The following is a 13297-nucleotide window of genomic DNA, read 5'->3' on the forward strand; positions in this document are numbered from 1 at the left end:
TTATGTTTTTGATAAAATACTATTAAAAAATATACCTTCAAAAAGCTAATTTTATATTTTCTAATTTTTACCAAAACAGTTTTATGAGAAATTCTTGTCTTAAAAAAGTCTTTTCAATTTATTTTTTTTTGATTTCAGTTTTGGCTTTTGCCCAAAGCAAATCGGATAGAGAATTGATTTTGATAGATAAAGATTGGCGATTTTCCTTTGGACATTTATATGACACTGATAAAGACTTTGGTCATGCTACAGGATATTTCTCTTATTTAACAAAAACAGGTTTCGGAGATGGTCCGGCGGCCAAAGATTTTGATGACCGCGCCTGGAGAAAACTTGATTTGCCTCATGATTGGGCGGTCGAACAATCTTTTAGCGAAAACGCCAGTTTCAGTCACGGATTTAAGACAGCCGGAAAAGGTTTTCCAGAAAAAAACATTGGTTGGTATAGAAAGAAAATCAATATTCCAGACGCTGACAAGGGAAAGATAATCTCTTTAAAATTTGATGGTGTTTTCAGAAATTCAAAAGTGTTTTTCAACGGTTATTATCTCGGAACAGAGGAAAGCGGTTACAATGGATTTGAATATGATGTAACAGCTTATGTAAATTACGGTGGAGAAAATATGATCGTTGTTCGTGCCGATACTTCAATGGAAGAAGGCTGGTTTTATGAAGGCGCAGGGATTTACAGGCATGTTTATCTGCTGAAAACAAATCCAATTCATGTTGCTTTGAATGGCACTTATGTAAAGTCTGAATTGAAAAATAGTGATGCAGTAATTTCAACCGAAGTTTCAATAGAAAATAAAGGAAATTACAAAGGCACTATTGAAGTAGTTCAGACGATTTTTGATGCTTCGAATAAACAAATTACATCAGTTTCAGAAAATATTTTGGCTCCTGAATTTTATAAAACAACAAATTTTACTTCAAAATTAAATGTCAAAAACCCGATTCTATGGGATATTGATGCACCAAACTTATACCGTTTGGTTACTGAATTAAAGCAGAACGGAAAAACAATTGACCGTTACGAAACGCCTTTCGGAATTAGAACAATAAAATTTGATGCCGAAAAAGGCTTTTTTCTGAATGGAAAAGCGTTAAAATTAAAAGGAACCAATAATCATCAAGATCATGCTGGAATTGGAACTGCTTTGCCAGATGAAATTCAGTATTACAGAATTAAAAAGTTGAAAGAAATGGGTTCAAACGCTTATCGTTGTTCGCATCACCCTCCAACTCCCGAATTACTGAAAGCTTGTGATGAATTGGGAATGCTTGTAATTGATGAAACTCGATTAATGGGAATTAACGATTATCATTTGAATGATTTGGAACGGATGATGAAGCGTGATCGAAATCACCCAAGTATTATTTGTTGGTCGGTTGGAAATGAAGAATGGAATATCGAAGGTAATATTGTCGGCGAACGCATTACTAATGTGATGCAGGATTTTGCAAAAAGCATTGATGATACAAGACCTGTGACAGTTGGGATCAGCAGTGGATTTAGAAGTGGTATTTCATCTGTAGTGGAGATGATGGGCTACAATTATCTTGGAAATGGAGATATTGACGCGCACCGAAATGAATTCAAGCAACAGCCGGGAATGGGAACAGAGGAAGGTTCAACTTTCACCACGCGAGGGGTGTATTTTACAGATGATGCTAAACATTATAAAAGTGCTTATGATCAAAAGCCTAGACCGACTTTTTATAGCATCGAAGAAGGTTGGAAGTTTTATGCTGAAAGATCTTATTTGGCCGGAATGTTTATATGGACTGGTTTTGATTACCGCGGAGAACCAACACCTTATGGTTGGCCGTCAGTGACTTCGTATTTTGGTATGATGGATGTTTGTGGCTTCCCGAAAGACAATGTTTTTTATTTAAAATCTTGGTGGGGAACAGAGCCAGTTTTGCATTTATTGCCACATTGGAACTGGGCTGGATTAGAAGGAAAAGAAATTGATGTTTGGGCGTATTCTAACTGCGATGAAGTTGAACTTTTTTTGAACAAAAAGAGTTTAGGGAAAAAGAAAATGCATAAAAACAGCCATTTAGAATGGAAAGTAAATTATGCGACAGGAACTTTGGAAGCAATTGGATATAAAAACGGCAAAAAAGTGTTGACGGATATTCAAAAAACAACTGGAAAAGCAGAAAACGTCAAATTGTCTTTGGATAAAGAAAATGTTGTGAAAGGGAATGTTTCGGTTATAACGGTTGAAACTACGGATAAAAATGGCTTGCATGTTCCGACTTCTAATGATGAAATAGCATTTTCAATAAAAGGCGGAAAAATTTTAGGTGTAGGAAACGGTGATCCAACTTCTTTAGAAAAGGATCAGTTTATAGATGAGATGGAATTGGTGTCAATTACAAATTTTCAGGAACAAAAAGGAAAAACTGCTGTTTTGCCACAGCAATTGTCAAATTACCCTGAAAACGATTGGAAAATAGCTTTTAAAGACCGTGATTATAAAAATCAGGCATCATCTTATATTTATCGCGGTGAATTTGAACTGAAAAATATTTCGGTCTCAAATATTGTGAGCTTCTTTTACAAGAAAATTGGAATTGAATCGGTCGTTTTTGTAAACGGAAACAAGGTAAATGCAAGCTCTGAAGATCCTCAAAAATACATTCTGAATACTTCTCTCTTAAAAGAAGGAAAAAATACAATTCATATTGCTGCAACGCCATTGCAAAAAATTAAAGATTGGGATGTAATGAATACAGATCCCGGAATTATTCAGGTCATAACACCAGCAGAATCTTGGAAAAGAAAGCTTTTTAATGGCTACGCCCAAATTATAATCCAAAAAGAAGATAATGCCAAAGAAGTTATTTTATCCGCTTCCGCAAAAGAAGTAAAAGCAGCAAGTTTAAAATTAAAATAATTTCATTCAGATTTTGCAGATTTAAGCAGATTGGTAAAGATTTTATTTTCACAATATAAAAAATAAAAATCTGCTTAAATCTGCAAAATCTGCGTGCAAAAAAAACTTTGCGTCTTCGCGACTTTGCGAGATTCTTTCACTCAACTAAAAAAAAAAATAGCTCCCGATAGCTATCGGGATTGCGCTCTTTGCGGTTAAACCTGATCCCAAAGCCTCGGGAGAAACCTGAAACCTGAAACAAAATAAACTAAAATAATATTGTTTGATTTTCATAACTTTGCAAAATGAATAATCAGGCACAAAATATTAATAATTGCGATTTTACTTCAGATTTACAGCTGAAGGGGTTTAAAGTTTATCAAATAAATGGAGATCAAAGCAAGATTCCTGTTTACAGCCGTAGGGATTTTTATAAAATCTGCATCAATACGAGTAGAAGTATCATACAATACGCTGACCGTGGAATAGAAACAGACGGTACGATTTTGTTTTTCGGCAATCCAATTATTCCATATTCATGGGAAACCATTTCAGGAGAGTATGAGGGATATGCTTGTGTTTTTACAGAAGAATTCTTGAAATCAAAGGAGCGTTCAGAAGCTCTTCAAGAATCACCTTTGTTTAAAATAGGAGGTACGCCAATCTTTTCTTTAACCGCAGAACAAAAGGTTTTTATAGATTCATTGTTTCAAAAAATGATTCAGGAATATGAAACAGATTATGCTTTTAAAGACGATTTAATGCGCAATTATATCAATTTGATTTTGCACGAATCAATGAAGATGCAGCCTTCGGAGAATTTCTTTAAACCAAAAAATGCATCTTCTAGAATTACATCTTTGTTCTTGGAATTACTAGAAAGACAATTTCCGATTGAAACAAAAGATCAGCCACTTTTATTAAAAACGCCTCAGGATTATGCACAAAGCCTTGCTGTACACGTAAATCACTTAAATCGCTCGGTTAAAGAAGTTACAGGAAAGCCTACGACTTCGCATATCACAGAAAGAATTATCAACGAAGCAAAAGCATTATTACAGCATACAGATTGGAGTATTTCTGACATTGGTTATTCTTTAGGATTTGAATATCCGAGCTACTTTAATAATTATTTTAAAAGACTTACAGGAACGGTTCCAAAATCGTTGAGAATGTAAATTGTTTCATTTTCATAATTTTTTGTTTGAATATTGTTATTTCTGGACTTTAGTATTGTACTACATTTGTCCCAGATTAATAAACAAATCATTTATCGGTTTTTAAAGACTAAAAAACACTTCATAAAAGCGAGGTCCCAGCTTTACGGTTTAGTTTTAAATGCTTGATATAAAATAATATAAAATTTTAAAGAATGAATTAACTCAAAATCTCTTTTAGAGATTGGCCGTTCTGATTTTGCTATCGAAAGATAGTTTACGATAACTTTTAAAATAAATTATTAACCTAAAAACAACTAAATTATGTCGACACAATACACCACAGTGACCGAAGAAGGAAAAGTTCCAAATACTTATATGACAGGTGAAGTGTCATATAAAAAACAAACCAGCGAAATTCATCCTGAAAATACGACTATTAAAGAAGTTTCATTTGAGCCAAGCGCAAGAAGCAACTGGCACAGCAATGTTAGTCTTCAAATGCTGATTGCTACAGGCGGAACTGGTTATTATCAAGAAAGAGGAAGCGAAATTAGAATGCTTCAAAAAGATGAAGTAGTTACGATCTTGCCAGGCATCGAACACTGGTACGGCGCAACTCCGTTTAATAAATTTTCTTACATCGCAATTATCACAGAAATTGATAAAGGCTTTGGAACTTGGCTTGAAAAAGTTACGGATGAAGAATATTTTTCTTTTCAAAGGGCTTGATTTTTTTAGTTACTAAGGTTCTAAGCTTCTTAGCATTTTTTTATACAGATTTTGGAATGATTTATTTTGATATGAAAGAGAAAATATTTTTGTAACTTTCATATTATCAATTTGATATGAAATAAATCGGTTTAAATCTGCCAAATCTGCGAGAAACTTTTCCATAGTTCCAAAACCTGAAACCTGAAACTTCAAACAAAAACAACAAAAAACAAATTATGGAAACAAAAGACATTAAAGCTTTTGGTACAGAAGCTGCCGAAGCACCATTAAAAACATTAGATATTAAAAGAAGAGCGGTACAAGCTCATGATGTAGAAATTGAAATTTTATATTGTGGTATTTGCCATTCTGATTTGCATTCTGCTAGAAATGAATGGCACGGAACAATGTACCCAATTGTGCCCGGACATGAAATTGTAGGGCGCGTGACTAAAGTTGGAGACCACGTTAAAAACTTCAAAGTAGGGCAATTAGCGGGAGTTGGCTGTATGGTTGATTCATGCAGAGAATGTGATCATTGCAAAAACGATTTGGAGCAATATTGTGACGAAGGAAGCATATTGACATTCAATTCGCCAGACAAACATTTAGGAGGACATACTTTTGGAGGTTATTCTCAAAGCATTGTAGTGGATGAAAATTATGTATTGCATATTTCTGATAAACTTGATTTAGCTGGAGTTGCTCCATTACTTTGCGCTGGAATTACAACATATTCTCCATTAAAACATTGGAAAGTTGGTCCTGGCCAAAAAGTTGGAATCGTTGGAATTGGCGGTTTAGGGCATATGGGAATCAAATTGGCAAAAGCTATGGGTGCTCATGTGGTGGTATTTACAACTTCTTTGTCAAAATTTGAAGCAGCAAAAGAGCTTGGCGCTGATGAAGTGGTTTTATCTACAGATCCGGAGCAAATGGCAAAACATTCAAAAAGCCTCAACTTTATTTTAGACTGCGTTTCGGCGGAACATAATATCGATTCTTACTTGAATTTATTAAAAGTTGACGGAACGCTAACGCTTGTTGGCGCACCAATGGAACCGCTGCCAGTAACATCATTCAGCCTTTTGTTAGGAAGAAGAAGTTTTGCAGGTTCAGCTATCGGCGGAATTGCTGAAACTCAAGAAATGCTTGATTTCTGTGCTGAACATAACATTACTGCAGACATCGAGTTAATTGGTGTAAACGAAGTAAACGACGCTTACGAAAGATTGCTTAAAGGAGACATCAAATATCGTTTTGTAATTGATATGGCTTCTTTGAAGTAAATATCAAAGTTACAAAGTTACAAAGTTACAAAGTTACAAAGTTACAAAGTTACAAAGTTACAAAGTTACAAAGTTACAAAGTTACAAAGGTTCAAAGCAACAAAGGAAAAAACTTTGTCCCTTTGTCTCTCTGAATCTTTGCCCCTTAAAAAAAAACAAACCCCTCAAGCAATTCAACTCTTGAGGGGTTTTTAGCAAAGATTTGGGGTTCTTAGATGCTCACTTAACTTAGTATCTCAGAATCTCAGAATCTTAGCGTTTAAAATAAATAATAACCAATTAAATTTATTTTACTTTTTTAATCTTAGCACCTTAAAAGATTACTTTTTATCTAAATTTTGTTTCAGCATTTTAGCATGTTCTAAATGTGCTGTTAGACCTGCAATATTGTTTGATGCCCATTGTTTCACATCTTCGTCAGTGGCGTCTTTAGAGGCTTTTTCAAGTTTGTCAATTGCTTTTTCGTGACCGTCGATCATCATATCAGCAAATTTTTTATCAAAATCAACACCTGATTTTTCATTTAATTTATTGTATTCGTCTTGACCTTCTTCAGTTAAAGAAGTTGGTAGCGTAAAGTTTTTGGCTTTCGCCAAAGCACTAACTTCAGAAGCCGATTTTGTATGTTCATCAACCAGCATTTTTCCGAATTTTTTCACTTCAGGATTTGTGCTTTTTTGCTGCGCCAATTTTCCAATTTCAATTTCTGCCAGATTAATTTCCGCCTGATCTACCAAAAATTCAGAATCATCTTCTTTGCTGTCAATAGAATCAAATTTGGCTTCATTAGCATCTTCCGCAACTTCTTTTGGATCTTCTTGCTTCGTTTCATTTTTGCAAGATTGAAGGAATAAAATAATAAGTCCTGCTCCTAAAATTGCTTTTCCGGCTAATAGTATCTTTTTCATGATTTTATAGTTTAAAGGTTATGATGTAAAATTATTCAGGAAGTTACAGGAATGTCTTACAGGATTATGAGAGATTGTTATATGATTTGAATCAATAAGAATAGAATGAGGTTTTCCGTAAAATTAATTTGAGATTAATTATAATATTTGTTTTGCACCTCCCCACAATATGAAGTGCATTTGCTTTTATGTTTATAAACCTCAAAAAAATAATTCTACTAAATGAAAAAAATAACTTTCTTTTTGCTGCTGTTAACTGGTATTACTTACGCACAAATTGGTGAAGGCCAAAAGTTTTGCTCAGGAACAGAAGATGGAAGCTATTTTCCGCTTTCTTATGAGTTTAAGAAAAAAATACTTTGGGCCGATACATTTTATTGGGAAACTAAATTAGGTACTAAGAATATAAATGGAATGTTATATACAGCAATCAAACAAGAATGGAAAAGCAATGATGTAGCTATATTATACCTGCGAGAAAAAAATGGTGTGATTTATCAATATGATCAATTAATCAAAAAGGAATATATTCGATTTGATAAAAAGTTCAAAGTAAACCAGATATGGTCAGTTGATCAGAATACGAAGTACAAAATCATAACTTATAATGGCGAACTAAAAACACCTTATTGTCATTATACTAATTTATTAGTAATAGAAGCAATAGTTAATTATGGTCATTTTAATTTTTATTATTTAAAAGGGCAAGGTTACATAGGCGCAACAAAAGATGGAAAATTGATTTCCTGTTTGACACCAGAATGGTAATGAATTAAATTTCAAAATCTATTTTTAAATCCCAATTCTAAAAGAGTTGGGATTTTTTTTGCTCGCAATTTTTTAGACTTTACGACTTTACGACTTTTGACTTTTGACTTTCGACTTTTGACTTTCGACTTTTGACTTTTGACTTTTGACTTTTGACTTTCGACTTTATGACTTTCGACTTTATGACTTTATGACTTTCGACTCAAATTATGAAAGTTAATCCAAAAATTATATAACAGAAAAATCCTGCTTTTCGAGGAACTTTGGAATACCATACATCTTAAATCATTAACCTTAAAGTTTAAAGTCATGCCAGATCCTAGAATAAAGAATGAAAAGCAATATGAGGCATTGGTAAAAAAAGGCTACAGCAAAGAGAAATCAGCTAGAATTGCTAATACGCCAGATGCAGGAGAAAAAGGAGGAAAAGCAAAGCCTTATGAAGAATGGACTAAAGATGAATTGCTAAAACAAGCCGTCAAAGTTGGAATAAAAGGACGTTCGTATATGAATAAAAAAGCTTTGATAAATTCTTTAAGAAACAATTAAAATTAGAAATCCATGCCTGTAAAAATCGCACAACAAAAACTTATGAATCAATTGATCAAGTCGCCACAAACGGTTCTTGAAAAATTGGATTTGGTTTATGTGAGCAATCAAAAATTGTCAATCGAGAGATGTGCAGGCGAAGATGGATTTATTTATAAAAAGAACGGACGCTGTATTAAGCAAAAAAGCGAATTAAAACGTTTCAACAGTTTGGTTTTGCCCCCTGCATGGGTAAATGTCAGAATCTCTGATTTAGCAAACGGGCATTTGCAGGCTGTTGGATTAGATGTCAAAAATAGAAAGCAATACCGTTATCATCCAAAATGGAATCAGATCAGGAATCAAACAAAGTTTTACAAGATTGCCGAATTTGGACAAAAACTGCCTTCAATACGAAAAAGGGTTGACGAAGATTTAGAAGAGAAGGAGTGGTCTAAAAATAAGGTTATAGCACTTGTAATTAGATTAATGGAGGAAACGCACATTCGGATTGGAAACGAAAAGTATGCAAAAGACAATAAATCTTACGGACTTTCGACTTTGCGAAAGCGACACATCAACATCAATAAAAATTCACTCCGATTTGAATTCGTCGGAAAAAAAGGAAAGCAACATACGATTACAACTCGAAATAAACAATTGATAAAGTTAGTTAGTCGTTGCGAGGAAATTCCGGGTTGGGAAGTTTTTAAATATTACGACAATAATGGTGAACGAAAAGTTTTGGATAGCCATATGGTCAATGAGTATCTGCATCAGATTTCGGGCGAATATTTCAGCGCTAAAGATTTTAGAACCTGGGGAGCATCGATAGTTTTTTTTGAAAATTTGATGGAAATTGGAATTTCGACTGACGAAAAAGAAATCAAAAAAAACATTGTGAAAGCGTATGACGCCACAGCAGAGGCACTCGGAAATACGCGTAATGTGTGCAAAAACTATTATGTTCATCCGCTGTTGGTTTCGACTTATGAAGATGGTTCGATTCAACAGTATTTCGACAAAGTGAAAAAAAGCCGAAGCACCAGAAAGTACTTTTCAAGATCAGAAAGTGCTTTTGCAGAATTGATCGAAAAATTTCAGGTAAATTTATTGTAATCAATGATTTATTAAGTTATAAATAAAATATTTAGAGTTAATGCATCTCTTATAAAAGCATGAAATTTGAGAAACAAACAAATCGTTATTAACTAAAAATCAATTATTATGTTACGTTGGACAGTCATATTTATTATTCTGGCAATAGTTGCGGGAATATTTGGTTTTGGCGGAATTGCCGCTGGAGCCGCTAGTATAGCAAAAGTTTTATTTTTTATATTCTTGGTATTATTTATCATTTCGTTAATCAGCGGAAGAAGAAGTGTTTAAACTGAGCATCTCAGTAAAAAAGAACAAATCAAAAACGACACATCTACTTCGGTAAATGTGTCGTTTTACCTTTTAAAACAATAAATTATGGGAACAAAAAGCGGTGCTTATCAAGATGTTTATATTAAAAGAGAAAATGAAATGGTAAGCTTAAAAAAAGATGTTACAGATTTTTGTGAAAAGTACATCAAGCCTGTGCATCCTGAAAATTGGGATTGGTCTATTCGCGATTTCGAGAATCCTGAGAACGACCCAACAATAGCGGAAGCGAGAGCCATTGCAAATGTGGTTTATCATGATCTGATGGACAGTAATCAGACCGAAGTCGATTTGTCGACAATGAATAATGTTGAAGCCATTAAAGCCTATTTGAATCCAAACAGCAAATACGAAAAGTTTAATACAGAAGAATTTGCTTTTGCCTTAAAAGTAGAACTTGAGCACGGAAGAGTGAGAGATGTAAACGTTACCAACAATCATCCTTTTTTGACAGCAATGATTGCCTTGGCGCACATGACAGAAAGTTTGACTTATTACAAGCGATTGAAAGTCATGGAAGCTGAAGGCGAAATTTATGAAATTATGAGAAAAATCGAAAGTTCAGAAACTGGAAATGAAGAATGGTATAAAGAATTAGGCAAAGCCGAAATGGAATTGACTGAAGCCAAAAACGGATTAATAGAACGTTTACAGAAAATGGATGATATTCCAACTTTAGAAAAAATCGGAGATTGAATTAAATTTATAGCTCTAATTTACCACCTAAAATATAAATACCGTTAAGAACATTTTGCTCTTAACGGTTTCTTTTTGGTTCTCAAAAAAGTTAAAATCTTCTTGGATCTGTGTCTGTATAATTTTCATTGTCATCTTCTTCTTGAACATCATCCTCAATGTAAGTTGAGTCTTCATCGTCATCTTCGTCATCATCATCTTCATCATCTTCATCATCTTCGTCATCTTCGTCATCTTCGTCAATGTCTTCTAAATCATCTTCCGTTTCGTTGAAGTCGTTTTCAAAAGTATCTGCAGGATTGTCGAATTCGTCGTTTTCTTCGTCGTCATCTTCATCCAAATAATCATCCTCGTTTTCCAATTCCACTTCATAAACATCGTCATTGTTGTCTTCTAAATCTCTGTCGTTATGAAAATCATCATTCAAATCATCTAAATCATCATCATAACCTATTGCATCTTGTTCTGGATTTGGTTTGTTTGGATTGAAACCATTTCTCACCGTATAGCCACGATCGGCAGTTTCTTCGATGCTGTTGTCGGTTTCTTTTTGATCATTTAATTCATAAAGCTCTTCGTTCATTACAGTATTTCTGTCAAAAGCATTTTGATTTCTAGGATCTTTATTAAAAGTGCTGTTTCTATTATCTAAAGTATTCATGATATCGAGTTTTTAAGTTTATAAATACAAATCTAACCCCGAAATCGGGAGTATTCTTTATAGGATTTTTTGTGTCAATTGTATAATTAACAGATGTTTAGAATGAAATTTAATTTAAAAATGCTATAACTTTTCTCGAACCTCCGGTGCTAATTTTATAATCTATTAATCATAAAAAAAATTACCATGAAAACGACGGATAAAAAAAATACTACTTCGGTGAAACGAGGAGTTACAAAGCCAAAATCAAACGCAGCAGCAGGTTTGACTGAATTATTTGAAGAAAGCCTAAAAGATTTGTATTGGGCAGAAAAAGCTTTGACTAAAGCATTGCCAGTAATGGCAAAAAATGCAACTTCTGAGGAATTGATTGCAGCAATCAATAATCATTTAGTTGAAACTGAAGAACATGTTTCGCGTTTAGAAAAAGTTTTTGAGCTTATTGGCAAAAAACCAACAGCAAAAAAATGTGATGCAATGGAAGGTTTGATTGAAGAAGGGAAAGGGATTTTGGAAGAAACTGAAATTGGCGTAGTTCGTGATGCTGGAATTATTGCTGCAAGCCAGAAAATCGAACATTATGAAATCGCTACTTATGGAACGTTGAGACAATTTGCAGAAACTCTTGGTTTGGAAGAAGCTGCAACACTCTTAGAACAAACACTCGACGAAGAAAAAGGAGCTGATAAAATATTGACTGAAGTTGCTGTAAACGCTGTAAATCTTGAAGCTGCCGAAGCAGAATAAGATTAAAAGATTAAGACATAAAGTGCAGTTTTACGACTGCACTTTTTTTTAAGAACTAAAAAATGAAATTATGCCCGAAGGGCCATCGATATTAATCTTAAAGGAAGAAGTACAGCATTTTGCCGGCCAAAAAGTGATTGAAATTTCGGGAAACAGCAGTATTGATTTACAACGTTTAAAAGACAAAAAAATCTTGTCATTCAAAACCTGGGGGAAACATTTTTTAATTTGTTTTGAAGATTTTACTGTCAAAATTCATATGCTGATGTTTGGAACTTATCGCATTAATGAACAAAAAGAAACGACGCCCAGATTGCATTTGCAATTTTCAAACGGTGAAATCAATTTCTATACTTGTTCCATCAAAATTTTAGAAGGTGCCGTAAGTCAATATTATGATTGGGGCGAAGACGTTCTAAACGAAAATTGGAATCCCAAAAAAGCCAAAGAAAGCTTGGATAAAATTCCGAATGAAATGATCTGTGATGCAATTCTGGATCAAAATATATTTTCGGGAGTTGGAAATATCATCAAAAATGAGGTTCTGTATCGCTGTTTTATTCACCCGGAATCATTGGTTGGAAAAATTCCGTCTGAAAAAATTACCGAAATTATCTCAGAATGTTCTATTTACAGTTTTGAATTTTTGTATTGGAAAAAGAAATTCGAATTAAAGAAACATTGGCTTGCTTATACAAAAAAGACTTGCCTGCGCTGTAATCTGCCTTTATTAAAAAAACCGACGGGAAAAAAGAACCGTCGAAGTTTTTTCTGTACTAATGCAACAACTTCATGTATGAAAAGCGATATTTTAATAGGATGCTCGAGTTTTAACAATCGATTTTGGAAAGGTGTTTTTTATCCTGAAAACCTGCCTACTTCAAAATGGTTCGATTTTTATTGCCAACATTTCAGCACGTATGAGTTTAATGGAAGTTTTTATAAATTTCCAACGATTAGAGTTTTTGAAAATTGGTACAATAAAGCTCCAGATAATTTTTTGTTTTCTGTAAAAGCCCCCAAAGAAATTACGCATATTAAAACTTTTATAGATTGCGAAGTTTTATTGTCTGATTTCTATAAATGCTGTAACGAAGGTTTTAAGGAGAAATTAGCATGCGTTTTATTTCAGTTTCCGCCAAGTTATTCTTTTACTTCTGAAAGACTGATTCATATTGTCAAAAATCTTGATTTGAGTTTTAAAAATGTCATTGAGTTTCGGCATGGAAGTTGGTGGAATCATGAGGTATGGAATTCTTTTTTAGAAAACAATATAACGTTTTGCAGTGTAAGCCATCCAAAACTTCCTCGAACTATTTTTACAGAATTTCCTCTACTTTACATTCGGTTTCATGGTGTTCCAAAAATGTTTTATTCAAGTTATTCTTTTGATGAATTATTTCAGATAAAAAGAGAAATCGCCTTAGAAACGGGATTTGTTTATTTTAATAATACGGCCAGCGATGCCGGAATTTTAGACGCTTTAGAGATGAAGCGGATTTTTGCATAACTGCAA

General features: G+C 33.6%; 13 protein-coding genes. 11 read left to right on the forward strand and 2 right to left on the reverse strand.

Annotated elements, in window-relative coordinates:
• Positions 1–83: 83 nt before the first annotated feature.
• The 4 genes from galA (at position 84) to H600_RS0114850 (ending at position 6045) form a co-directional block, all read left to right on the forward strand.
• On the forward strand, positions 84–2906 hold the full coding sequence (gene galA, locus H600_RS0114830) for a beta-galactosidase GalA (protein ID WP_026729526.1): 2823 nt from the start codon (positions 84–86) through the stop codon (positions 2904–2906).
• Positions 2907–3190: 284 nt separating this feature from the next.
• On the forward strand, positions 3191–4063 hold the full coding sequence (locus H600_RS0114835) for a helix-turn-helix domain-containing protein (protein WP_026729527.1): 873 nt from the start codon (positions 3191–3193) through the stop codon (positions 4061–4063).
• A gap of 303 nt (positions 4064–4366) precedes the next feature.
• Complete coding sequence (locus tag H600_RS0114840; RefSeq protein ID WP_026729528.1) at positions 4367–4774, forward strand: cupin domain-containing protein; 408 nt, start codon at positions 4367–4369, stop codon at positions 4772–4774.
• Between the two features lie 218 nt (positions 4775–4992).
• Positions 4993–6045, forward strand: a complete 1053-nt coding sequence (locus H600_RS0114850; protein WP_026729529.1) for an NAD(P)-dependent alcohol dehydrogenase — start codon at positions 4993–4995, stop codon at positions 6043–6045.
• A 320-nt stretch (positions 6046–6365) separates the two neighbouring features.
• Here H600_RS0114850 and H600_RS0114855 read toward each other — a convergent pair whose 3' ends face one another.
• Positions 6366–6953, reverse strand: coding sequence for a DUF4142 domain-containing protein (locus H600_RS0114855; protein ID WP_026729530.1), 588 nt, complete (start codon positions 6951–6953; stop codon positions 6366–6368).
• Between the two features lie 222 nt (positions 6954–7175).
• Between H600_RS0114855 and H600_RS0114860 the strand changes: the two genes are divergently transcribed.
• The 5 genes from H600_RS0114860 to H600_RS22575 all read left to right on the forward strand — a co-directional run bounded on the left by H600_RS0114860 (position 7176) and on the right by H600_RS22575 (position 10373).
• Entirely contained in the window at positions 7176–7721 is a 546-nt protein-coding gene (locus H600_RS0114860) for a hypothetical protein (protein ID WP_026729531.1), read from the forward strand.
• Positions 7722–8030: 309 nt separating this feature from the next.
• Complete coding sequence (locus H600_RS0114865) at positions 8031–8270, forward strand: DUF7218 family protein (RefSeq protein WP_026729532.1); 240 nt, start codon at positions 8031–8033, stop codon at positions 8268–8270.
• A 12-nt stretch (positions 8271–8282) separates the two neighbouring features.
• Positions 8283–9368: a DNA topoisomerase IB gene (locus H600_RS0114870; protein WP_026729533.1), complete on the forward strand. Its 1086-nt coding sequence runs from the start codon at positions 8283–8285 to the stop codon at positions 9366–9368.
• A 108-nt stretch (positions 9369–9476) separates the two neighbouring features.
• Positions 9477–9638 carry a DUF1328 domain-containing protein gene (locus H600_RS22740; protein WP_084157389.1) on the forward strand — a complete coding sequence of 54 codons (162 nt, stop codon included), beginning with the start codon at positions 9477–9479 and terminating at the stop codon, positions 9636–9638.
• Between the two features lie 87 nt (positions 9639–9725).
• The gene (locus H600_RS22575) at positions 9726–10373 is read left to right on the forward strand and encodes a DUF5661 family protein (RefSeq protein ID WP_026729534.1); all 648 of its coding nucleotides are present in this window, start codon (positions 9726–9728) and stop codon (positions 10371–10373) included.
• Between the two features lie 91 nt (positions 10374–10464).
• Here H600_RS22575 and H600_RS22945 read toward each other — a convergent pair whose 3' ends face one another.
• Entirely contained in the window at positions 10465–11034 is a 570-nt protein-coding gene (locus H600_RS22945) for a hypothetical protein (protein WP_051234430.1), read from the reverse strand.
• Positions 11035–11220: 186 nt separating this feature from the next.
• Between H600_RS22945 and H600_RS0114890 the strand changes: the two genes are divergently transcribed.
• Both H600_RS0114890 and H600_RS23190 read left to right on the forward strand, forming a co-directional pair.
• Positions 11221–11781 (forward strand): YciE/YciF ferroxidase family protein, encoded by a 561-nt coding sequence (locus tag H600_RS0114890; protein ID WP_026729535.1) that lies wholly within the window; start codon positions 11221–11223, stop codon positions 11779–11781.
• 70 nt (positions 11782–11851) lie between these two features.
• Positions 11852–13291 carry a DUF72 domain-containing protein gene (locus H600_RS23190; protein WP_245176574.1) on the forward strand — a complete coding sequence of 480 codons (1440 nt, stop codon included), beginning with the start codon at positions 11852–11854 and terminating at the stop codon, positions 13289–13291.
• The last annotated feature ends 6 nt before the right edge of the window (positions 13292–13297 follow it).

The organism is Flavobacterium denitrificans DSM 15936, assembly GCF_000425445.1.
GTDB lineage: Bacteria > Bacteroidota > Bacteroidia > Flavobacteriales > Flavobacteriaceae > Flavobacterium > Flavobacterium denitrificans.